Raw genomic sequence first — 23076 nt, 5'->3', positions numbered from 1 at the left:
GCCCAGCATAGACGCTCAATACAAAGCACGAAGGATCAACGCAGCTTCAACAGAACGACGCTCGGGATCGAGTGCCCGCGTAGACAACGAGCCCGTTCGTCGTCTCTGGAAAAAACAGCCCAACACAGCACACCGACTCAATCGCCGCGACTGAATCTGCGCCACCCTGTCGTCCTCACTCACCCGTAAGGACAGACTCATGGCCATCGCAAAAGCTGTACCCGGCAAAACCCTGCTGACGCCGACTGACCACACGTTGATCATGATCGATCACCAGTCGCAAATGTCCTTCGCGACCAAGTCGATCGACGCCGTCACGCTGCGCAACAACGCCGCCCTCGTCGCCAAGGCTGCACGCGGCTTCAAGGTCTCGACCATCCTCACCACGGTTGCCGAGAAGAGTTTTTCCGGTCCGATCTTCGACGAAATCAAGTCGGTGTTCCCGGAACACAATGTGATCGACCGGACCAGCATGAACACTTGGGAAGACGAGCGCATTGCCGTTGAAGTGAACGCCTTCGGCAAACAGAAAATCGTACTGGCCGGCCTGTGGACCTCCGTGTGTATCGTTGGCCCGGCGCTGTCGGCCATCGATCAGGGTTTCGAGGTCTACGTGATCGCCGATGCCTGTGGCGACGTCACCACCGAAGCCCACGAAATGGCCCTGCAGCGCATGATCCAGATCGGCGCCCGGCCTATGACGTCGTTGCAGTATCTGCTTGAACTGCAGCGTGACTGGGCACGTACCGAAACTTACGACGAAACCGTGAAAACCTCGATCGCCAACGGTGGCAGCTACGGTCTTGGGTTGATCTACGCCAAGACCATGTTTGGTGCGTCGGAAGGCCACTAAGCCTGGAAAAAAAGCGACTGCCAATAGTGCGCAGTCGCTCCCCCTTGGTACCTGACCCATGACGTTTTTCTCGCTTTACCACGGCAGCCGGTATCCATTGTGGCTGTCACTGATGTTCATCGGCACAGCCGGAACGGCCCTGGCTGATGAGCCCGCGCAAGGTTTTTTCGACGCTGCATCACTTGATGTGCTCAGTCGAAACTTCTACATCAATAGCGACTACCGATCGCCTTCTCCCAGTGGCAAGAACTACAAACAAGAGTGGGCTCAAGGCTTTATCAGCTCTTTTGCATCCGGATTCACACCGGGAACGGTGGGTGTTGGCCTGGATGCCCACGCCTTCCTGGGATTGAAACTGGATGGCGGCAAGGGCCATTCCGGGACGGGGCTGTTGCCGCTCGATGCTGAAGGCCGCAGTGAGGATAACTACTCCAGCGGTGGCGGCGCGCTCAAGCTCCGTGCCTCCAGAACGACGCTGGCTTATGGCGAAATGATGGTGGAAACCCCGGTATTCGACACCGCCGACAAACGCCTGCAACCGGAGTACGCCACGGGGTTTCTGTTGAACAGCCGCGAAATCGATAACGTGAATCTGCAAGCCGGGCACTTCACGGCGTTCAAGAATCAGGACAGTTCATCGGGCAAGGGCAATTTTTACGGTTACGGGGCCAACACCGTAGCGGGCGGCATCTCGTTTCTGGGGGCTGACCTGTTCACACAGAGCCCTGTCGGCGGCGCGCTGTATGCCTCAGAGCTGACCGACACCTGGCATCAGTACTACGCCAACCTGCATTTGAAGCAGTCCCGATGGTTTCTCGACGCTAATGTTTACCATACGCGGGACACCGGCCAGGCGCTGGCAGGCGCCATCGATAACACCGCGTTCAGCTTGTCGGGCAAATACACCGTCGATGCGCATGGCTTTACCGTGGCGTATCAACAAGTCGATGGCGATACGCCGTTCGACTTTGTCGGTGGCGATTCGATTTACCTGGCCAACTCAATCAAGTACGCCGACTTCAACGGCGCTGGCGAGCGCTCGTGGCAGGCCCGCTACGACCTCGATCTTGGCGCGTTCGGCATACCGGGCCTGAACTTCATGACCCGTTATGTCAGGGGCAGCCATATCGACGGCACCCACGCCCCCCAGGGTGGTGCCTACAACCCGTTCGATGCCTCGACGGGGCAGTTTGTGCCGCAGCAAGGAGACGGCGGAAAGCATTGGGAGCGCGACATAGACTTGCGCTACGTCGTCCAGTCTGGAGCGGCCAAGGACTTGACCCTGCAGGTGTCCCACGTCTCGCACCGGGCGAATACGGCTCAGGAAGGCGATGACATCGACCGGATTTATATAGTCATCCAGTACCCGTTGAACTTCGGACCCTTCTAATCAAAAACGTCCCTTTAGGAGCTGCCGCAGGCTGCCATCTTTTGATCTTTTTTTAAGATCAAAAGATCGCAGCCTGCGGCAGCTACATAAGATAAGGAAAATGGCGGAAGGTAGCCGGAGTCGAACCGGCCCGGGAACGGATGCCGTCCCCAACCGGGTTTGAAGCCCGGCCGCGCCACCGGGCGCGATTACCTTCCTTGAAATCAGGGCTCTTGTTGTTGAGCCAAAGCGTTATCGAGGCGGATCTGGCGTTTGTCGCCAACGCGCCGCGTCAGGCCAAGCCGGTCGAAGTATTCGAGTATCTGGATACTGCGCTTGCGACCCAGGCCCAGCGCATCGCGAAACGCTGACACCTGAATCACCGGGTTGCCTTCGGCCAGTTGCAACAGCATAGCCGCCAATCGCCGAATCATCGTGTCGGTGTAAAACAGGTCGCGGACCACCTGGTGCAACAACCCCAGCCGCGCCATTTTGCGCAGCAACGTTCGCACGGCGGTTTCGTCATGACCCAGTTCGCGTACCCAAGGTGGGTCGAAACCGGCGGCTTCGAACCGCGGCTGCAATTTTCGCCAGAGGCTTTCATCGTCTTCACTCAGACGCACCTGGTGATCGGGCAAATGCAGCCACGGCCCACTGGCAGCGATGGTGCCAGCGGCCAGTAATTCGTCGAGCAAACTGATGAAGGCCGGGCGGTCGAGAGGGCTGCCGGCGAAGCGCCGCAAGCGGTCCCGGTCCGGTCCCATTTGATCCGGCTCCATTGCATGGAAGCGCGCCAAGTGTTCCAGCAGCTGCACTTTCAAAGCTTCCCAGCGGATCGCGCTGAACAGCAGCGAGCCCTGGCGGGTGTCGATCAGGCGAACATCGGCCGGCAGCGCCCACGTCGCACGCGGGTGATTGAACTGACGCTCCAGACGTTGCGGTTCGAGCCCGGTTTCGCTGTTGGCCAACAATGCCGGCAGGACATCTTCCAGTTGCGAGGTGCTATTCAGTGCCTGCAACTGCGCCAAACGCTCGGGGCTGCGCCGTTGCCGGGTCGGCGCAAATGGGTCAAGCACTCGACCGCCGCCAAGGGTGCGTTGCGCGCTTTGGTCGCGCAAGATCACCGGGTCGCCCTTCACCGCCTGTACCGCTGAATTCAGCAGAATTTGCGCGAACATCCTCTCGCCCGGTGCCAGGCTGGAACCTTCCAGTAAAGCCACGCGCCCGGTCAGGTCCTGCGTACCGATGTGAACATGCACCGGTTGAAAGTGTTCGAAGGCGCGGAGTTCACCGGGCAATAGCTGAAGGTCGATGTCCAGTCGTTGGGTCGGTGCATAAAGCCACTCTGCCGACAGCCACTGACCGCGATGAATCTGCTCCAGTGCCAGGCGATCGGCACTGATATTCAACGCGACGCGCTGCCCGGTCATGGCGATTTCGGTGGCTTGATTCTGCGCATGCAGGCCGCGTACCCGCACGGGTTTGCCGAGCGGACCGAGCATCAACGTGTCGCCCACTGCCACCTGCCCCGACACCGCCGTGCCGGTGACCACGATACCCGCGCCCGCCACACTGAATGCCCGATCTATCGCCAGGCGAAAACCGCCGCTGAGGCTGCGTTGAAGCACGTCACGCTGCGCATCGATCAAGGCTTGCCGCAAGGTGTCAACGCCCTGCCCGGTCACGCTCGACAGGGCAATTTGCGGCGCATCGGCGTAGGGACCGGGTGCCAGCAAGTTGGTGATTTGCTCGTGCACGGCCTGCACCCGAGACGCTTCGACGCGGTCGCATTTGCTGATCGCCACCAACGCCCTCCGGATGCCCAGCAGTTCGACGATGGCCAGATGTTCCCGGGTCTGCGGCATCACCCCGTCATCGGAGGCCACCACCAGCAACACCAGATCAATGCCCTGCGCCCCGGCAAGCATGTTGTGGGTGAACCGTTCATGACCGGGCACGTCGATAAACCCCGTGAGGTCCGCGCCCGGTTCCAACTCGGCATAGAGATAGCCGAGGTCGATGGTCATGCCCCGCTCGCGCTCTTCCCGGCGTCGATCACCGGCCTGACCCGTCAGGGCCTGGAGCAAGGCTGTCTTGCCGTGATCGATGTGCCCAGCGGTGCCCACGATCACCCTGCCCGACCCTCGTCCTGCAACTGATCGAGTTGCGCCAGCCACGCTGGCTCGTCGTCGAGTTGCCGCAGGTCGAGCCACAAGGCGTCATCATCGATGCGACCGAGCACCGGAATCGGCAAGTTGCGCAGGGATTCCTCCAGCCCATGCAGGCATCGACCGCGCAAGCGTTTCGAGGTATTCGGTCGCAAGCACAATGCGGCGCTCGGCAACCGTGCCACCGGTTGGCTGCCGCTGCCGATCATGCCCAGCGCCGCCACGGCGCTGACGTTCCAGGCATCGCCCAACACCCGCGCCAATGACGGTTGCAGGCGTTCGGCCTGGGCGAAAATCTCGGTTTGTGCGCGCGTCAACAAACGCAGGCTCGGCAAACGTTCGGCCAAACGATCGGGATTGCGGTACAGGCCCAGCACTGCTTCAAGGGCGGCCAGGGTCAACTTGTCGACCCGCAACGCTCGTTTCAGCGGGTTTTTCTTGATTCGCGTGATCAGCTCTTTGCGGCCGACGATCAACCCGGCCTGCGGGCCGCCGAGCAGTTTGTCGCCGCTGAAGGTGACAATGTCCGCGCCATCGAGCAACGCCTGGCGCACCGTCGGTTCGGCGGGCAACCCCCAACGTGTGAGGTCCAGCAGGCTGCCACTGCCCAAGTCTTCCAGCAGAGGCAAACCGTGCTCGTGCGCCAGTTGCGCCAACTCTGCGGTCGGCACGCTGGTGGTGAAACCTTGAATGTTGTAATTGCTCGCATGCACGCGCATCACCAATCCGCTGCGCGGGCCGATGGCGGCCTCGTAGTCGCGGGCATGTGTGCGGTTGGTGGTGCCGACTTCATGCAACTTCACCCCGGCGCGGGCCATGATGTCCGGGATGCGAAAAGCGCCGCCGATTTCGATCAGCTCACCCCGGGAAATGATGCCTTCCTTGCGCGCGCCGAGGCTATTGAGGGTAAGCAACACGGCGGCGGCATTGTTGTTGACCACGGTCACCGCTTCGGCACCGGTCAATTCGCGGATCAAACCTTCGATCAAATCATCACGGTCGCCGCGCTTGCCGCTGTGCAGGTCAAACTCCAGATTCAGCGGATAACGCGCCGCCATTTGCACGGCGTCGACAGCCTCATCCGGTAACAGGGCGCGGCCCAGATTGGTGTGCAGCACCGTGCCGGTCAGGTTGAATACACGGCGCACATTGCTGCGATGCTGGATGGAAAGACGTTCGCCCACCCTGCCCGCCAGTACTTCAGGAGCCAGTTCGACTTCGCTGAGTTGCCCTGTCAGGACGGCTTCGCGCAAATCCTCGAGTAATTGCCGCAGGCCGCCGAGCAAGGCATCACGCCCATAACGCTCGGCCAGAGGCTGGCAAGCGGGGTGGCGCAACAAGCTGTCGATGGAAGGTAGCCGCATGACCGGGCTGGTCGATCTGGAGGACATCAGGCGCTCCCGCAAACGTGGACCGCCTGAGTGTAGACGTTCGCTTCAGTCGCCTCCGGGTGCCAGCAACAGATTCGGTGCCGGGCGCTGAAAGCCTTCCTGTTCAAGGCGCATGTCCAGCATCAGGCTGCTCAGATCGGCAGACAACGCTTCGCCTTCGGCGTCGCATTCCAGATAAATCTGTTTCAGATAACTGTGACAACCGGGGCAGGTCTCCGCGCGCAAGGGTGCCTTATCGGCGGCATGCCGGTCGCTGTCGAAACTGACGTATTGCAGGCCTTTGCTTTGTTCGCAATACACACACTTGACCCGCACCACGTGCCATTCGCAGGCACACAAAGAACACACCAGATAGCGCAAGCCGTTGTATTTGCCGCGATGCCGGATCACCCCGGCCATGGCCGGTGAACCGCAGGCCGGGCACTGGTTGAGGCTGTTGCCGGGTTTCAGGGCAAGGTCTGGCGTCGTCAGCAACCAATGACTCCACGCGGCCTGCAACGCGGCACCGAGAAATGGCACAAGGGCTGCCGGAAGCAAGGCGAATTGACCGCTGACCAAGGCGATCGCCCAGGCCTTGAGTTGTCCGACGTCGGCATCGCGCAGTGTCTCCACGGCTTTCGCCACCACCAATTGCGTTGGGCTCCGGTATCGCTGCAACAGGGCTTTGAGATACGCCAACCACGCGTCTTCGCGCACCAGACTGTCGGCAGCGAACGGCGGCAAACCGTGTTCCAGGCATTGGCGGACACGCAGCGGGTCCGGCGACGCCGCTTCGGGCGGATCATCCATCAGACGCTGCTGCGCGTGGCACAACCCGGCGGCCAGCAGCAAATAATCGGCCAACGGATGCCCTTCGGCCAGACGCTCCAGGCGCAGCGCACGCAAGGTAAACAGGTTATACGGTGGCAGATGCAGAAACGGCGGTGATGTCGCCGCCGCTTCAATCTCGCCCGGCTCCAGAATCGTGGCCAAATCCTTATCCTTTTTTGCTCAGTGGCGGGTCGGGACGTTCGTCACGCGTCACTTCGCGGTACCAGAGTTCATGGTGTTTTTTCGCCCATGCCCGGCTGACCCAGCCATGCACCATGGCGCTGATCGAGCCCTTGATCCAGATGCCGGCATAGATGTGCACGATGATGCTCAGGATCAGAACGAACCCGGCCAATGCATGCAATAGCATCGCCCAACGAATCAAGGTGATGCCGAAATACGCGCTGAAATACGCGCGCCAGATCACCAGCCCCGTGAACAGCAGCCCAAGCATGCACAGCAGTAAAGTCCAGAACAGCAGCTTTTGCCCCGGGTTGTATTTACCGATGGGGGGCACGCCCTCCTCTTCATTTTTGATGACCCGGTCGATGCGCTTCAGCCACAAACGATCGTTGGCGATGAAGTAATTGGCGCGCCAGAAACGAAACACCAAGCCAAGGAACAACAGAAACATCAACACGCCCATGAACGGGTGCAGGATGCGCGTCCACGGCCCGCCGCCGAACAGGTCGCTCAGCCAGAACAACGCCGGATGAAACAGCGCCAGCCCGGACAACCCCGCCATGAAAAACAGGATCGCCACCAGCCAGTGATTGGTGCGCTGGTTGGCGGTGTAACGCAGGATCTGTCTGCGGATCATGGCCGGTTCCCCCCTTTAGGATCATAGGTGTGCACGGACGGATCGACTTCATGCACCGCCGGATCATGCGCCGGGGGCAGTTCATCCTCCTCGACGATTTGTGGCCCGACGCGCACGTAGTGGAAGAACGCGACAATCACCGCCAAGCCCATGGCCAACAGGCCCAAGGGTTTGCTCACCCCTTTCCACAGGCCCACCAACGGGCTGATGACCGGATCGCTGGGCAACCCGGCATAGAGTTTCGGCGTATCGGCGTGGTGCAACACGTACATAACATGGGTGCCGCCAACACCTGCGGGGTCATACAGGCCTGCGTTGTCGAAGCCGCGACTTTTGAGATCGACGATGCGTTCGGCTGCGTGTTCCTTCATGTCTTCCTTGGTGCCGAACACGATTGCACCGGTCGGACAGGTTTTCACGCAGGCTGGTTCCAGCCCTACTGCGACACGATCCGAACACAGCGTGCATTTGTAAGCCTTGTGATCCTTTTGCGAAATGCGCGGAATGTTGAATGGGCAACCGGTGATGCAGTAGCCGCAACCGATGCAGTGGTCCTGATCGAAATCGACGATGCCGTTGGCATGCTTGATGATCGCGCCGGGGCTGGGGCATGCCGCCAGGCAACCGGGTTCGGCACAATGCATGCAGCCGTCCTTGCGGATCAGCCATTCCAGGTTGCCGGCATCGGTTTCATGCTCGGTGAAGCGCATCAGGGTCCAGGTTTCAGCGCTGAGATCCTGCGGGTTGTCGTAGGTGCCCAGGTTGTGCCCGACCTCATCGCGCAGCTCGTTCCATTCCGAGCAGGCGACCTGGCAGGCCTTGCAGCCGATGCACTTGGTGGTGTCGATCAGCTTGGCGACTTCCTCCTGGTTGCGTACCGAGGGCGGCACGGTGGTGGTGGCCGAGCGGGCAATGATGTCTTGGCTGGCCATTTAGATTTTCTCCACGTTGACCAGGAATGACTTGGATTCCGGGGTCTGTGTGTTGCCATCGCCGAGGAACGGCACCAGGGTGTTGGTCAGGTAACCGTGACGCGTAAGGCCGGTGAAGCCCCAGTGCAACGGGATACCGATCTGGTGCACCACCTGATTGTTGACCTGCAACGGCCGGATTCGCTTGGTCACCACCGCCACCGCTTCGATGTGCCCACGTTTGCTGCTGACCCGCACCCGGTCGCCGGCGACGATGCCTTTCTCCTTGGCCAGCACCTCACCGATTTCGACAAACTGCTCGGGCTGGGCAATCGCATTGAGCTTGCAGTGCTTGCTCCAGAAGTGGAAATGCTCGGTCAACCGGTAACTGGTGGCGGCGTAGGGGTAATCCTTGGCCACACCGAGGGTTTCCCACACCGAATCAAAGATCCGTGCCGCCGGGTTGCTGGTGGCTTTCTTGTTTTGCGGGTGCAGCGGGTTGATGCCGATGGGCGTTTCGAACGGCTCGTAGTGTTCGGGGAACGGGCCTTCGTTCATCTTGTCGACGGCGAAGAACCGCGCCACGCCTTCGGGGTTCATGATGAACGGGTTCATCCCGGCTTCCGGCGGTACATCGGCCTTGTAATCGGGCACATCGGTGCCGCCCCAGGCCTTGCCGTTCCACCACACCAGGCGTTTTTTCGGGTCCCACGGCTTGCCTTGGGTATCAGCCGAAGCACGGTTGTAGAGAATCCGCCGGTTCGCCGGCCACGCCCACGCCCAGCCCTGATGTTGGTGCATGCCATACGGGTCGCTGTTGTCGCGGCGGGCCATCTGGTTGCCCGCTTCAGTCCAGCTGCCGCAGAAAATCCAGCAACCGGAGGCCGTGCTGCCGTCGTCCTTGAGCTGACTGAACGCCGCCAATTGCGAATTGGCTTTGACCGCCGCCCCCGTGGCATCGGTGAAATCGGTGGTGGCGCTGCCGTTGATTTCCTTGGCCAGTTCTTCCGGCGAGGGTTCGTCAGCGATTTTGTACGGCCATGTCAACTTGAGCAGCGGATCGGGATAAGCACCACCCTCGGTCTGATAGCGCTGGCGCAAGCGCAGGAACAGCTCGGCCATGATCCGAATGTCCGTTTGCGCTTCGCCCGGCCCATCCGCACCTTTCCAGTGCCATTGCAGCCAGCGGCTGCTGTTGACCAGCGAACCGTCTTCTTCGGCAAAACACGTGGTCGGCAGGCGAATGACTTCGGTTTGAATATCGGCGCTGTTGACGTCGTTATACGGCCCGACCTTTTGCCAGAACTCCGAAGTTTCCGTGGCGAGCGGGTCCATGACCACCAGCCATTTCAGCTTGGCGAGCGCCGCCATCACGCGGTTCTTGTCGGGCAACGCGGCGATAGGATTGAAGCCCTGGCACATGTAGCCGTTGACCTTGCCCTGGCCCATCAAATCGAACACTTTGAGGATGTCGTATTGGGCAATGTCCAGTTTCGGCAAATAGTCGTAAGCCCAATTGTTTTCAGCCGTGGCGTTAGCGCCGTACCAGGACTTCATCAGGCTGACGTGGAACTTGCTGTAATTCTGCCAGTAGGACAACTGCCCCGGACGCAGCGGTTTTTGCGTGCGTTTGACGATAAAGGCGTTGTAATCCTGCTCGGCGTCGATGGGCAATGTGAGGTAGCCGGGCAGCGAATTGGATAAGAGGCCGAGGTCCGTCAGCCCCTGGATATTGGAATGCCCGCGCAAGGCATTCACGCCCCCGCCCGGCATGCCGACGTTACCCAACAACAGTTGCACCATGGCTGCGCTGCGAATGATCTGCGAGCCAATCGAATGTTGGGTCCAGCCCAGGGCATAGAGAATCGTCATGGTCTTGCCCGGTGCCGAGCAGGTGGCAATTTCTTCCCAGATTTTCTGCATCGCGTCGACCGGCATGCCGCAAATCTGGCTCGCCAGGTCGATGTTGTAGCGGCTGTAGTGCGTCTTCATGAGTTGGTAGACGCAGCGCGGGTCTTGCAGGGTCGGGTCGACTTTGGCAAAGCCGTCTTCGCCGAGTTCATAACCCCAGCCGGACTTGTCGGTGTAAGTGCGCTTGGCGACGTCGTAGCCGCTGAAAATCCCGTCCTCGAAGCCATAGCCGGCTTTGACGATGAACGATACGTCGGTGTAGTTGCGCACGTATTCGTGCTGGATTTTATCCTCGGTCAGCAGGTAATTGATCAGCCCGCCCATGAAGGCGATGTCAGTGCCGGTGCGAATCGGTGCGTAATAGTCGGCCACCGAGGCCGTCCGGGTGAATCGCGGGTCGACCACGATCAGCCGCGCCTTGTTATGCGCCTTGGCTTCGGTCACCCATTTGAAACCGCACGGGTGCGCTTCTGCTGCGTTGCCGCCCATCACTAGAACCAGATTCGCGTTGGCGATATCGGTCCAGGTATTGGTCATGGCACCACGGCCGTACGTCGGGGCAAGACTTGCCACCGTCGGGCCGTGTCAGACACGCGCCTGGTTATCAAACCCCAGCATGCCCAGGCTGCGAATCACCTTGTGAGTGATGTAGCCGGCTTCGTTGGACGCCGCCGATGCCGCAAGGAAACCGGTGGTTAGCCAGCGGTTCACTGTTTGGCCTTGAGCGTTTTTTTCGATGAAGTTGGCATCACGGTCGGCCTTCATCAGGTCGGCGACGCGATCCAGCGCTTGATCCCAGGAAATGCGCGTCCATTCACTGCTACCCGGCTTGCGCACTTGCGGATATAGCAAGCGACCCGGGCTGTGAATGAAATCCAGCAGGCCCGCGCCTTTGGGACACAGGGTGCCACGGTTGACCGGGTGGTCGGCGTCACCTTCGATGTGAATGATGCTTTGCACGACATTCTTCGCTGCATCGCCCTGGCTGTACATGATCAACCCACAGCCGACCGAGCAATACGGGCAGGTGTTGCGGGTTTCATGGGTGTGGGTGAGCTTGAAGTGACGCACCTGCTCGGCGAAGGCTGGCGTTGGGGCCATGCCCAGCGCGCCAAGGCTCGAGCCTGCAAGGCCGATACCGGCGACCTTGAAGAACTGACGACGGTTGAGGTCCATCGTGCACTCCTGATCAGGTGAGGATCCGGTACTTTGCCGGAGTTTTCTGAGCAAACACGGTTACGGCAGCGTGGCTGCCGACATTTCAATTTTAGACAGGGCTGTCGAATTCGCCATGAGAGCCGACCGTCGGGCAAATCCGGCCTGCTCGACACATAACCTGTAGGAGCGAGCCTGCTCGCGATAGCGGTGGGTCAGCCGACATCAATGCCCTATGTGACGCCGCAATCGCGAGCAGGCTCGCTCCTACAGTGACTGGCGTTTATCATTGCTCCACGTTCAACCACGCCTTTGCTGAGATTGCGCATGACTTTCGATTTTGATCAGGTGTTCGACCGCCATAACACCGGCAGTACTAAATGGAGCCGCTACCCGGCTGACGTGTTGCCGATGTGGGTTGCCGACATGGACTTCGCCGCGCCGCCGATGATTATCCAGGCCCTGCAAAAGCGTCTGGAACACCCAATGGTCGGCTACAGCGTGGCCCCGGACGACCTGCGCGATGCGATCGTTGCCGACCTGTGGAACAAGTACGCCTGGTGTGTCGAGCCACAAGAACTGATCTTCCTGCCGGGGGTCGAGTCTGGGTTCAACATGGCGCTGAAGGCACTGGTTCAGCCGCAACAGAATGTCGTCGTGCAGGTTCCGAACTACCCGCCGCTGCGCCATGCGCCAGCCCATTGGGGCCTGAACAAAGTTGAACTGAGCTTTGACGCGCAACCGGACGGCACTTATGCCACGCCACTGGCAACTTTGAGCCAGTCCTTGCAAGGGGGCGGCGCCCTGCTGCTGAGTAACCCGCACAATCCATTGGGCAAGGCGTTCCCCCGCACCGAGCTGCAAGCCATCGCCGATATTTGCCTGGAACACGACGCCTGGATCATCTCCGACGAAATCCATGCCGAGCTGTGCTTCGACGGTCGTCAACACATTCCAATGGCAACGCTGAGCCCGCAAATCGCCCAGCGCACCATTACGCTGATGTCGGCCAGCAAGGCCTACAACGTCGCCGGGCTGAAGACCTCGTTCATGATCATTCAGGACCGGCACTTGCGTGAGAAGGTCAACCACGCCCGTTGTGGCATGGTCGACAGCGTCAACCCGCTGGGCCTGGAAGCCACCCGCGTCGCCTACAGCGAAGCCGCGCCATGGCTGAACGCACTCAAGGCCTATCTGGAAGGCAACCGCGATTACCTGGTTGAGGCCGTTCGCACTCGCTTGCCCGGCATCACCATGAACGTGCCGCAGAGCACCTACCTGGCGTGGCTCGACTGCACGGCGCTGGAACTGGACAACCCGCAACAGTTCTTCCTCGAACAGGCCAAAGTCGGTTTGAGCGCCGGCCTGGATTTCGGCGATGAATGCCAACAGTTCGTGCGCCTGAATTTCGGCTGCCCACGGTCATTGTTGGAAGAAGGGATCGCACGGATGGAACGCAGCTTGCGTAACCTAAAGGCCTGATCAACCCCACACCCCCTGTAGGAGCCGCCGAAGGCTGCGATCTTTTGATCTTGTTTTTAACAATCAAAATCAAAAGATCGCAGCCTTCGGCGGCTCCTACAGGGGATTTGTGTGCTGTTGAGATTACTGAAATCCAACCGAACTCAAGACAAAACACCAGGGTCAACCCTTTGACTCCTTCTTGAGACCGGAGATAGATGATGGCCCACTATCCAAAACCTCCTTTCCCCAAACAACACCAACCCGTCCCCGGCTCCCAGCGAAAAATGGAGCCCTATCCCGATTGTGGCGAACAGAGCTACAAGGGTTCAGGTCGACTTGCAGGCAAAATCGCCCTGATCACCGGGGGCGACAGCGGGATCGGCCGTGCAGTCGCAATCGCCTTCGCCCGTGAAGGCGCCGATGTGGCCATCGCCTACCTTGATGAACAGGAAGATGCACAAGAAACAGCGCGCTGGGTTGAACAGGCCGGGCGCCAATGCTTGTTGCTGCCGGGCGACCTCGCGCACAAAGTGCATTGCCAGGCGCTGGTGGAGAAAACCGTCGAGCGCTTCGGTCGCATCGATGTATTGGTCAACAACGCCGCGTTTCAGATGACCCACGACAACCTCGAAGACATTTCTGACGAAGAATGGGTCATGACCTTCGACGTCAACATCACCGCCATCTTCAGGATTTGTCAGGCTGCACTGAAACATATGAAACCCGGCAGTTCGATCATCAACACCAGTTCGGTCAACTCGGATTTCCCCAATGCCACCCTTCTCGCCTATGCCACCACTAAAGGCGCGATTGCCAACTTCACCGCCGGCCTTGGCCAACTGCTTGGGCCGAAGCAGATTCGGGTCAACTGTGTGGCTCCTGGCCCTATCTGGACGCCGCTGATCGTCTCGACCATGTCTGAAGAAACGGTGCAGAACTTCGGCGCCAACACCCCGCTCGGACGTCCGGGACAGCCGGTGGAAGTCGCGCCGATCTACGTGTTGCTCGCTTCGGATGAGGCCAGCTACATCACTGGTCAGCGGTATGGGGTGACTGGCGGCAAGCCGATCCTCTGACGTCTGAAAGTTGCTGAAAAATGGAACCCGCCGGCAAATCCAGCGCTCAACCCTTCATAGGCCCTCCCCAGGCGGGCCTTTTGATATCTGGAGGTCGTCATGTCCGCACCTATCGTCAAGCTGTTCACTCAACCGAACTTCGCGTGGACGGATATCCGCAAGGAAGAGGAAGCGCATCCACGTCACTACCTCGCCCATTTGATTCTGCTCGCCTTGATCCCCCCCGTGTGCCTGTACATCGGCACCACTTACGTTGGCTGGAGCCTGGCGGAAAACGAAATCGTGCGCCTCAGTAGCCGCAGCGCCTTGCAATTGTGTGCGTTGCTGTATGTGAGCACGCTCGTCGGCGTAGCGCTGATGGGGTTGTTCATCCGCTGGATGTCGCGCACCTTTGACGCCCGGCCCACCGTCAATCAGTGCATCGGGTTCGCAGCCTATACCGTCACACCGTTTTTCCTGGCGGGTATCGCTGGTTTGTACCCAAGCCGCTGGCTGGCGATCCTGGTGCTGGGAGCCGCGTCGGTCTACTCGACCTTTCTGCTATTCGTAGGTCTGCCAACGTTCATGCACGAGCGCAAGGAACAAGGCATGCTCAATTCCATCTGCCTGTGGGGTGTCGGATTGTTGGTGCTGGTCAGCATCCTTGTGGGGATGATCCTGATCTGGTTCAACGTGCTAACGCCGGAATACTTGCGCGCCACTGTCGGTTGATGACCCGAGGCCATGAGCTTCACTATCTGGGTGGCGGTGCTGGGTGCCGTATTGCTGGCGCTGGCACTCACATCGTCGTATTTGCGCTGGATGCCGGTGACGACCTCGGCCGTTTGCTTGATGCTCGGGGTGGCCATTGGTCCGGCGGGCCTGGGTTGGCTCAGGCTGGATCTAAAGGATGCAGCGGGCTGGATGGAGCACCTGACGGAAGTCGCGGTGCTTTTTTCGTTGTTTGTCTGTGGGCTCAAGTTGCGGCTGCCACTCAAGGATCGCAAGTGGCGCGTCGCATTCGGCTTGGCAGGTCCGGTGATGCTGTTGACCATCACCGGCGTATGCCTGTTGCTGCATTTTGCTTTCGGACTGGCGTGGGCGCCGTCGCTGCTGATCGGCGCAATCCTGGCGCCTACTGATCCGGTGTTGGCGTCACTGGTGCAAGTCAACGACGCCAAGGATGCCGACCCGGTTCGTTTCGGGCTCTCCGGTGAAGCCGGTCTGAATGACGGCATCGCGTTTCCATTTGTCATCCTCGGTTTGCTGTTTCTGCAGCAAGGCGATGGTTCATCCAGCGCCTGGCTCGACGACTGGGCGCTCAAGCGTCTGTTGTGGGCAGTGCCAGCAGGTTTGTTGATTGGCTATGGCATGGGTCGTGGGATTGGCCGTTTGACCTTGTCGATGCGTATCCGCAATGCCGACAGCACACTCTCCCCCAATGATTACCTGACCTTCGCCTTGATTGCGCTGGCTTATGTCGCGGCGGAATCGGTTCATGGCTATGGTTTTCTCTCAGTATTTGCCGCGGCTCTTGGATTGCGCCGTGCCGAAGTCAAATCAACCGGAGATTCGCAAACTCCGGCAGAGCATTTGGTGCAACCGGTGGTCGGTCACCAGAATGTCGAACCGGAAGCTGCTGTACATGGCGATGTGGAAAATCTGGAGGACACACAAGTCGCGGCGGGGATCATGATGGGCGACATGCTGTCCTTTGGCAGTCTTGTCGAGCGAGCCATGGAGGTGTTTCTGGTGACCTTGCTCGGGGTGGTGTTGGTCGGCCACTGGGACTGGCGTGCGCTGGTGGTGGCGTTGGTCTTGTTCTGCGTCATTCGCCCTCTCTGTGTCGGGCTTATGCCGTGGGGCAGTCTGCTCAACGGCCCGCAACGGCTGTTGATCGGCTGGTTCGGGATTCGCGGCATCGGTAGTTTTTATTACCTGTTCTACGCCTTGAACCATGACATCGGCGCGTCGGTAGCGACTATGTGCACTGATCTCACATTGTCAGTCGTAGCGCTCAGTATTCTGCTGCACGGCATCAGTACCCAGCCGATGCTGGCCCGTTATGAGCAACACAACCGGCAACTCACTTCATTGCAGAAGCAATGATCTCCACCAGATTGAGCTGGGTAAACGGTTTCGACAGCCTTGGCAATCCCGCCGCAAAGCCTTCGAGGCGTTCGGCATAGCCCGTGGCGAGGACAATCGGCACGTTCGGGTCGAGCGTGCGGATAGCGTCTGCCAGTTGCGCACCGTTCATTTGGGGCATGGCCATGTCGGTGATGACCAGGTCAATGCCCTGCTGCCCCTCAAACAGTTCCAGCGCCTGGACTCCGGACGTCGCCGTGATCACCCTATGGCCCAAGTCTTCTAGTAACAGGCAGGTGCTGGTCAGCACCAGGCTGTCATCATCCACCACCAGGACACACAAGCGTGGGACTTCCGGCGCGGCGGGTTCATCGACCACAGGCGCAGCGACCGAGCCTGTCGTGGCCACGGGCAACCACAGTTCTGCAATGGTGCCTTTGTCCTTCTGGCTCTTGAGTAAAAATCTTCCGCCCAGTTGCTCGATAAACCCATGGACCATCGACAGCCCCAGGCCAGTGCCTTTACCAATCCCTTTAGTGGTGAAAAACGGGTCCATCGCTGACGCCAGTGTGGCCTCATCCATGCCTTCCCCGGTATCGGTGACGCTCAGGCATACGTAGCGACCTGCAGCCATGGAAGGCCGGCCCCCCTTGGCGATTTCCTCCGTTCGAGCGCTGACGACGATTCTTCCACCATGGGGCATGGCATCACGGGCGTTGGTTGCCAGGTTCAACACAGCCAACTCAAGTTGATTGACGTCGGCCATCACCGGCTCCAGCTGGGGTGGAAAACGGGTTTCCAGCACCACTGAAGGCCCAAGCGAACTGCGCAACAATCCAGAAATTCCCTGTACCAATGTCGGAATCTCGACAGGTTCGGACTTGAGTTCCTGACGTCGGGCAAAGGCCAGCATGCGCTGGGTCAGTGAGACACCGCGCATGGCGCCCTGGGTGGCGTTGTCCAGCAAACGGACGACTTTCGGGTCATCGGCCATGCGTTTGCGGACAATCTCCAGATTGCCCAGGATAACCGTCAGCAAATTGTTGAAATCGTGGGCAATCCCCCCGCTGAGCTGTCCGATGGCTTGCATTTTCTGCGCCTGGAACAGCGCTTCGCGAGTTTGCTCGAGCGCCTGCTGGGCTTGCGTTGCTTCGGTGATATCACGGGTGATCTTGGCGAAACCGAGCAAGATCCCGGTGTCACCCCAGATCGGGTCCACCACGACATGGGCGAGGAATCGCGTACCGTCCTTGCGCATCCGCCAGCCCTTGTTTTCGAATCGGCCCTCACGTGTCGCCACACTCAACGTTCGTTGCGGCTCGCCGGCATCCCTATCTTCAGCGGTATAAAACATCGAAAAATGCTGGCCGATGACTTCTTCAGGCAAATAGCCTTTTATACGCTGCGCGCCAATATTCCAGTTGGTGACACGCCCATCCGGGGAGAGCATGTAAATCGCGTAGTCGGTGACGCTTTGCACCAGCAAGCGAAATTGCTGCTCACTTTGCTTGAGGACTTCCTCGGCCATTTTCCGGTCAGTCAGATCACGGGTGATCTTGGCAAACCCAAGTAACTTGCCCGCCGAATCGTGAATCGGATCGATCACTACATGCGACCAGAAATGCGTGCCGTCCTTGCGCACGCGCCAGCCTTCCCCCTCGAATCGCCCTTCGCGAATCGCTGTATCCAGTGCCCGTTGGGGCATACCGTCACGGCGATCTTCGTCGGTGTAGAAACGCGAAAAATGCTCACCGAGTATCTCGGCCTCCTCATACCCCTTGAAACGCCGGGCGCCGGTGTTCCAACTGGTGATGATGCCGTCGGGATCAATCATGTAGATCGCATAGTCAATCACCGCATCGATCAACAGGCGAAAACGCTTGTCCTCGACGGTATTGGCTTTGCTTCGATCTTCGCTCATTGATTCCTCGGCATCATTGTTTCTGTGGAGTATGCGACAAACCGCTGATTTGGAAAGCCGAAGAACCTCAAGCTACAGCTCTTTGCTCGACTTCGTGTCAGCGGTAAACGTACTTGATGATATAGCCGTACAGGTCGTTGTAGACAAAGTCCGGGACCTGTTTGGCAAATCTTTCAGTTTTGATCAGCGCCAGGTGGCATGCCTTGACCATCTCGTCGCGCTCCGGCATCGAGTAGACATACCGGGTGAGAATGGTGTCGTAAGCACTGTAGGCATAGGGCTCCAGCGTTGAGGTGACTGTCAGCTCGCCATCGACACCCAGGGTGTAGAGGCTATGTGCCCGTAACACTCGCTCGCTCAACGTACCCAGCCCACGCTCGTACAAAAAGACCTGTGAGCCGCTCATGGTCTTCGCGATGGTCTCGAACGCAACAAGCACGGCTGGTGCATTACTGATGCTCGACTCAAGCGCCGAATAGCTGACGAACCTTTCAAGCTCCTGCTTTTCCAGACTGCTCAAGGCCCGTTTGATGCTGGACAAGTGAGCGAACGCATGGCTACAGCCGACGATATGGGCTTCCAGTTGGTAACCCGGAGCGAACTTCGCAAGGCCGGCAAAACCGATATCGTCGAATGCGCACTCCATGATGATGTTGCATTTGCGTACAACCGCATTGGCAAAGATTTTCCCGCAGAGCTCACGGACAAACGCCTCTGTATGCTTGTAGGCATGCAAAACACCGAGTTTGATCATGTCAGCGTACTGCGGATGTTTTTCACGGTATTCGGGCAGGTACAGTCGAACGTAATTGGCGTAACGACCCGACGGCAGAAGGCTCTTTTCCAGCAAGTAAGTCTTGCCTGAACCCTCCACCCCCGCCGTCACCAACAACTTCGGCGTCGACTCGACTTTAATATTGCTGAACAGGCTAATGGCGATTTCATCGAACGCCTTGGTGATGTCCTGCGGGGTATAAACGTATTCGGTGATGTCTGACATAGCTGATTTCCTTATCAAAGAAGCGACTGCAAATGCGAACCTGCCCTTTGAATAAAGTGTGCTTTAGCCGATTGATCAAACAGGCGTTTGCATCAAGGTATGTCTATGTTTTTTAAGGTAATAAATCCTACTCACCAGAACGAAAAAACGCAGGTGCAATTGACCACCAGCGCGGCAACAGTTGCTTGACCTTGCTCTCGCCAAACCGGTCATCAATCAGCATCACCACCCCTTGGTCCTGTTGGGTGCGAATCACCCGACCGGCAGCCTGCACCACCTTTTGCACACCGGGAAACAGATAGGTGTAGTCGTAACCCGCGCCGAAAATTGCGGCCATACGCCGCTTTAACTGTTCGTTGACCGGATTGAGTTGTGCCAGCCCGAGGGTGGCGATGAACGCGCCAATCAACCGCGCACCTGGCAAATCGATGCCTTCGCCAAACGCACCGCCCAGCACTGCAAAACCGACACCTTGTCCGCCTTCGGCAAATTGGTCGAGAAACTGCTGGCGCTGCGCTTCGGCCATGCCTCGCGACTGGGTCCACAGAATGATCTGCGGGTGCCGCTCGGCCAGCAACTGCGCCACTTGCTGCAGATAATCGAAACTGCTAAAAAAGGCCAGGTAGTTGCCCGGACGCTGACTGAACTGGTTGGCGATCAGCTCGACAATGGGCCCGAGGGATGCCTGGCGGTGGACGAACCGGGTGGAGATCTGGTTGACGATGTGCACTTGCAGCTGGTCGGCATGAAAGGGCGATTCAACGTCGATGCAGACCGTATTGGCTGGCGTACCCAGCAAGTCGGCGTAGTAGTGGCGAGGGCTGAGGGTCGCTGAAAACAGTACGGTGCTGCGCGCAGCCGTCAGGCGTGGACCGATAAAACCGGCAGGCACGACGTTGCGCAGGCACAACTGCGAGAGGTTTTGCTTGCGTTCAAGGTCGCGTTTGCTGATGTCGAACAGAAACTGCTCGTCGAAGAGCTCGGCCACCCGGCAGAACTGCAGCATGTCGAAATAGAAACCCTGCAACGCGCTGTCCAGGCCTTGCGGATGATCGTTCAGGTAATCACCGATGCTGGCGCTGCAGGATGACAACGCCTGGAGCAGTTTTTCCGGGGCCTTGTCATACGCCTGGTATGCACCCAATTGCAGGTTATGCAGGGCATTCCACTCACGATTGACCCGTTGCAAAGGCTTTTTCAACGCTTCCGGGGCGGCTTTTCGTACGCCGTTGAAGGTGCCTTGATCGAGGGTGGCGCTGTACATCTGACGGCCTCGTTCCACCAGATTGTGGGCTTCGTCAACCAACACCGCGACTTTCCAGTTATTGGCCTGGGCCAAGCCGAACAGCAAGGCGCTGAAGTCGAAATAGTAGTTGTAGTCGGCAACCACTACGTCAGCCCAGCGGGCCATCTCCTGACTCAGGTAATACGGGCATATCGCGTGTTCCAGCGCCACTTGGCGCACTGCGCTCTGATCCAGCAGGTTCAGTTCACTGGCGGCCTGGCGTGCCGCTGGCAATCGGTCATAGAAACCCTGGGCCAACGGGCAGGATTCGCCGTGACACGCCTTGTCCGGATGCTCGCAGGCCTTGTCCCTGGCGATCATCTCCAGAATCCGCAACGGCGGTGCAGCGGCGCTCTCAAGGATCACCTGTGCGGCGTCCAGGGCGAGTTTGCGTCCCGGGGTTTTCGCGGTGAGGAAGAACACCTTGTCCAACTGCTGCGGCGCCAGCGCCTTGAGCATCGGGAACAGCGTGCCGACGGTTTTGCCAATCCCCGTCGGCGCCTGCGCCATCATGCAACGGCCGGTAGCCACGGCCTTGAACACAGACTCGGCCAGATGACGCTGCCCCGGGCGAAAGTCGGCATGGGGAAACGCCAACTGCTGCGCCGCTTGATTACGCGCTTGGCGATGGGCCATTTCCTGCTCGGCCCAGTGCAGAAATCGCGCGCAATGCTCTTCGAAGAACGGCTTCAATTGCGCGGCGCTGAAGGCCTCAACCAGGCAGGTTTCCTTTTCGCTGACGATGTCGAAATACACCAACGCCAGATTGATCTGCGCAAGTTCCAGTTTCTGACACATCAACCAACCGTAGATTTTCGCTTGAGCCCAATGCAACTGTCGATGGTTCGCGGGTTGCTTGCTCAAATCGCCACGGTAGGTTTTGACTTCTTCCAGACAGTTTTGCGCGGGATCGTAGCCATCCGCCCTGCCCTTTACCTTCAGGCTTTGATAGAGGCCTTCGAGCGCGACTTCGCTCTGGTAGCCCTCGCTACGCCGGGATGCCACCGTGCGATGCCCGACAATGCCCTCCAGCGCGGTCGGCGACGGAGTGAAGCGCAAGTCGAGGTCACCGACCTTGGCGGTGAATTCACACAGCGCCCGCACGGCGATGCTGTAGCTCAAGCGGTTTGCTCCGCCCATTGCACGTAACACACGGCAATCGGCATCTGGTGTTCATGGCAAAACTCCAGCCAGCGCAACTGGTTATCCTGCAGGCGATCACCCGGACCTTTGACTTCGATCATCCGGTAGGTTTTTTGCTGTGGCCAGAACTGGATCAGGTCCGGCATGCCGGCACGATTGGCCTTGATGTCCAGCAACAGGCGGGTAAACCAATGCTTGAGGTGTTCGGCCGGCAAGCAGTCGAGAGCCTGCTCCAGCAATTCTTCGCTGAGCGCGCCCCAAAACACGAACGGCGACTGCACGCCCCATTTGTCGACATAGCGTTCACGGATGGTTTGCAGGTAACGCCCATCGTCCAACTGCGCGAGGCAAGCCTGGAACAAGTCTGCGCGACGACCCTGGAAATCCTCGCTCAGCAGATCCACCGGGCCGCGCTGGAACGGGTGGAAAAATGCCCCCGGCAACGGCGCGAAGATCGCCGGCCAGCACAGCAGGCCGAACAGCGAGTTGATCAGGCTGTTTTCGACGTAATGCACGGGCGCCAACTCTTCCGACAAGTGCGCCTGAACGTAATACTCCACGGACAACACAGGGTCGGTTCTAGGCAGTTGCAGGTCCAGGCGCTGCATTTCCCGAGGGGGTGGGCGTTTCATGGCAGGGCCACCCAATTTTCGGCGCAAACGGGGCAATACACGAAGCAATTGCTGGTGTTCGGCGGCGCTTTCCGGTGATTGCCCGGCATGGGCAGCCAAGTCCAGGGCCAATTCATATTCGCCGCAACGTTCGAGCACGCGGATCAGCCTCAGCCGCGCGCCGGGATACGCACAGATGCGGTACAGGGCCAGCGCCGTGGAGAAATCCGAGATGCGTTCGCAATGCTGGGCGATCTGGAACAGCAATTTGTCCCGCCGTCCTTGCAGCCAGGGATTACTCAATGGCAGTTCATTGATTCGCTCGACAATGCCCGCCAGTTCCTCACCGCTTTCGAACTGTTGCTGGCACTGGTAAAGATAAATACAGGCGTCCACGTCTTCGCGGCTGCGCAACCCCCGGGATTCGGCACAAAATTCGACTTTTTCGTAGGTAAATATGCCGAGATCGGCTAGCACAAACTCCGACCAATCCTGATAGAGATTGCCGAAAAACATCAAGCGCAGGCGGTCGCACAGGCCCATGATGGTAAGGCTGAACAAGCGATCGTCCAATGTCGGGCACCAGTCGCTGAAGCTTTGCGTTTCAGGAAATCGCTCGCTCAATGCCGGTAGCCAATCCGTCTTCTTACCCTTTGGCTGATCGATGGCACTGCCAAGGCAGTGCAGGATTTCGGCCTTGAGCAATACATCAAAGAGCGCCTCGACCGACAAAGGCAATTGCTCATCAATCCACCCTAACTCCAGCAAGGGGGCGGCGGCGCAGGCGATGTCGCCGATCTCGGTGTAATGCAGTTTGCCGGCCCGGAAGTGAATACCCTTGCGCATGACCATTCTGACCAGCAGCGCCTTGGACTCACGCGGCAAGCGATTGAAGTCGCGAATAAAGTCCTGTTCTTCAAGGCTCAGTACATCGGCGTAACGATGCTCAAGCCATTCAAGCACTTGCATGAAGTTGTTCAGGTAATAGAACGGATCGTCTAGCGGGTTTGCAGTCACAGGAAGAAAGGCCATGGCGAACGAGTACTGGTTATGCGTACAGATACCAGCAACGCCCTGCCCAGTGCAAATGGAAAAAGATAAGCGGAGGCACGCGCGGGTAA

Annotated in this window: 16 protein-coding genes and 1 tRNA gene; 6 read left to right on the top strand and 11 right to left on the bottom strand. The window is 59.0% G+C overall.

The features are described 5' to 3' along the window. Nucleotides 1-199: 199 nt before the first annotated feature. Nucleotides 200-853, top strand: a complete 654-nt coding sequence (locus KUF73_RS09170) for a hydrolase (RefSeq protein ID WP_218437716.1) — start codon at nucleotides 200-202, stop codon at nucleotides 851-853. Between the two features lie 112 nt (nucleotides 854-965). Continuing rightward, on the top strand, nucleotides 966-2243 hold the full coding sequence (locus KUF73_RS09165) for an OprD family porin (protein WP_256345539.1): 1278 nt from the start codon (nucleotides 966-968) through the stop codon (nucleotides 2241-2243). 101 nt (nucleotides 2244-2344) lie between these two features. Here KUF73_RS09165 and KUF73_RS09160 read toward each other — a convergent pair. The 7 genes from KUF73_RS09160 to fdnG form a co-directional block, all read right to left on the bottom strand. Next, nucleotides 2345-2440, bottom strand: a tRNA-Sec gene (locus tag KUF73_RS09160). A 6-nt stretch (nucleotides 2441-2446) separates the two neighbouring features. Then, a complete protein-coding gene (gene selB, locus KUF73_RS09155; protein WP_218437714.1) occupies nucleotides 2447-4354 on the bottom strand; it encodes a selenocysteine-specific translation elongation factor in 1908 nt (635 codons plus the stop codon). Beyond that, complete coding sequence (gene selA, locus KUF73_RS09150; protein WP_218437713.1) at nucleotides 4351-5781, bottom strand: L-seryl-tRNA(Sec) selenium transferase; 1431 nt, start codon at nucleotides 5779-5781, stop codon at nucleotides 4351-4353. The genes selB and selA overlap by 4 nt, the downstream gene beginning before the upstream one ends. A gap of 45 nt (nucleotides 5782-5826) precedes the next feature. Beyond that, nucleotides 5827-6753 (bottom strand): formate dehydrogenase accessory protein FdhE, encoded by a 927-nt coding sequence (fdhE, locus tag KUF73_RS09145; RefSeq protein WP_218437712.1) that lies wholly within the window; start codon nucleotides 6751-6753, stop codon nucleotides 5827-5829. 4 nt (nucleotides 6754-6757) lie between these two features. Next, on the bottom strand, nucleotides 6758-7411 hold the full coding sequence (locus tag KUF73_RS09140; RefSeq protein ID WP_218437711.1) for a formate dehydrogenase subunit gamma: 654 nt from the start codon (nucleotides 7409-7411) through the stop codon (nucleotides 6758-6760). Continuing rightward, nucleotides 7408-8343, bottom strand: a complete 936-nt coding sequence (gene fdxH / locus KUF73_RS09135; protein ID WP_218437710.1) for a formate dehydrogenase subunit beta — start codon at nucleotides 8341-8343, stop codon at nucleotides 7408-7410. The genes KUF73_RS09140 and fdxH overlap by 4 nt, the downstream gene beginning before the upstream one ends. After that, the gene (fdnG, locus tag KUF73_RS09130; protein ID WP_218437709.1) at nucleotides 8344-11409 is read right to left on the bottom strand and encodes a formate dehydrogenase-N subunit alpha; all 3066 of its coding nucleotides are present in this window, start codon (nucleotides 11407-11409) and stop codon (nucleotides 8344-8346) included. Between the two features lie 306 nt (nucleotides 11410-11715). Between fdnG and KUF73_RS09125 the strand changes: the two genes are divergently transcribed. The 4 genes from KUF73_RS09125 to KUF73_RS09110 all read left to right on the top strand — a co-directional run bounded on the left by KUF73_RS09125 (nucleotide 11716) and on the right by KUF73_RS09110 (nucleotide 16016). Further along, nucleotides 11716-12870 (top strand): MalY/PatB family protein, encoded by a 1155-nt coding sequence (locus KUF73_RS09125; protein WP_218437708.1) that lies wholly within the window; start codon nucleotides 11716-11718, stop codon nucleotides 12868-12870. A 200-nt stretch (nucleotides 12871-13070) separates the two neighbouring features. After that, nucleotides 13071-13928, top strand: a complete 858-nt coding sequence (locus tag KUF73_RS09120) for an SDR family oxidoreductase (protein ID WP_218437707.1) — start codon at nucleotides 13071-13073, stop codon at nucleotides 13926-13928. Between the two features lie 99 nt (nucleotides 13929-14027). Beyond that, complete coding sequence (locus KUF73_RS09115; protein ID WP_218437706.1) at nucleotides 14028-14639, top strand: Yip1 family protein; 612 nt, start codon at nucleotides 14028-14030, stop codon at nucleotides 14637-14639. Between the two features lie 12 nt (nucleotides 14640-14651). Further along, a complete protein-coding gene (locus KUF73_RS09110) occupies nucleotides 14652-16016 on the top strand; it encodes a sodium:proton antiporter (RefSeq protein WP_218437705.1) in 1365 nt (454 codons plus the stop codon). Here KUF73_RS09110 and KUF73_RS09105 read toward each other — a convergent pair. The 4 genes from KUF73_RS09105 to KUF73_RS09090 all read right to left on the bottom strand — a co-directional run bounded on the left by KUF73_RS09105 (nucleotide 15994) and on the right by KUF73_RS09090 (nucleotide 22987). Next, nucleotides 15994-17916: a PAS domain-containing sensor histidine kinase gene (locus KUF73_RS09105; protein WP_218437704.1), complete on the bottom strand. Its 1923-nt coding sequence runs from the start codon at nucleotides 17914-17916 to the stop codon at nucleotides 15994-15996. The two genes, KUF73_RS09110 and KUF73_RS09105, sit on opposite strands and share 23 nt — an antisense overlap. Nucleotides 17917-18013: 97 nt before the next feature. Continuing rightward, nucleotides 18014-18916, bottom strand: a complete 903-nt coding sequence (locus KUF73_RS09100; RefSeq protein ID WP_218437703.1) for a zeta toxin family protein — start codon at nucleotides 18914-18916, stop codon at nucleotides 18014-18016. Between the two features lie 127 nt (nucleotides 18917-19043). Next, nucleotides 19044-21323, bottom strand: a complete 2280-nt coding sequence (locus KUF73_RS09095; protein WP_218437702.1) for an ATP-dependent DNA helicase — start codon at nucleotides 21321-21323, stop codon at nucleotides 19044-19046. Continuing rightward, nucleotides 21320-22987 (bottom strand): VRR-NUC domain-containing protein, encoded by a 1668-nt coding sequence (locus KUF73_RS09090; RefSeq protein ID WP_218437701.1) that lies wholly within the window; start codon nucleotides 22985-22987, stop codon nucleotides 21320-21322. The genes KUF73_RS09095 and KUF73_RS09090 overlap by 4 nt, the downstream gene beginning before the upstream one ends. Nucleotides 22988-23076: the final 89 nt, after the last annotated feature.

The sequence above is a fragment of the Pseudomonas sp. PD9R genome, from assembly GCF_019200975.1.
Taxonomy (GTDB): domain Bacteria; phylum Pseudomonadota; class Gammaproteobacteria; order Pseudomonadales; family Pseudomonadaceae; genus Aquipseudomonas.
The sequence above is the reverse complement of the archived record's forward strand: the minus strand, read 5'-3'. Positions and strand labels throughout refer to the sequence as shown.

Bases quoted from the DNA above. Each gene is read 5' to 3' on its own strand.
- KUF73_RS09115 (WP_218437706.1), top strand. From the start codon at position 14,028: ATGTCCGCACCTATCGTCAAGCTGTTCACTCAACCGAACTTCGCGTGG.
- KUF73_RS09165 (WP_256345539.1), top strand. From the start codon at position 966: ATGTTCATCGGCACAGCCGGAACGGCCCTGGCTGATGAGCCCGCGCAA.
- selA (WP_218437713.1), bottom strand. From the start codon at position 5,781: ATGTCCTCCAGATCGACCAGCCCGGTCATGCGGCTACCTTCCATCGAC.
- KUF73_RS09170 (WP_218437716.1), top strand. From the start codon at position 200: ATGGCCATCGCAAAAGCTGTACCCGGCAAAACCCTGCTGACGCCGACT.
- fdxH (WP_218437710.1), bottom strand. From the start codon at position 8,343: ATGGCCAGCCAAGACATCATTGCCCGCTCGGCCACCACCACCGTGCCG.
- KUF73_RS09110 (WP_218437705.1), top strand. From the start codon at position 14,652: ATGAGCTTCACTATCTGGGTGGCGGTGCTGGGTGCCGTATTGCTGGCG.
- KUF73_RS09100 (WP_218437703.1), bottom strand. From the start codon at position 18,916: ATGTCAGACATCACCGAATACGTTTATACCCCGCAGGACATCACCAAG.
- KUF73_RS09090 (WP_218437701.1), bottom strand. From the start codon at position 22,987: ATGGCCTTTCTTCCTGTGACTGCAAACCCGCTAGACGATCCGTTCTAT.
- KUF73_RS09125 (WP_218437708.1), top strand. From the start codon at position 11,716: ATGACTTTCGATTTTGATCAGGTGTTCGACCGCCATAACACCGGCAGT.
- KUF73_RS09140 (WP_218437711.1), bottom strand. From the start codon at position 7,411: ATGATCCGCAGACAGATCCTGCGTTACACCGCCAACCAGCGCACCAAT.
- KUF73_RS09120 (WP_218437707.1), top strand. From the start codon at position 13,071: ATGGCCCACTATCCAAAACCTCCTTTCCCCAAACAACACCAACCCGTC.
- KUF73_RS09105 (WP_218437704.1), bottom strand. From the start codon at position 17,916: ATGAGCGAAGATCGAAGCAAAGCCAATACCGTCGAGGACAAGCGTTTT.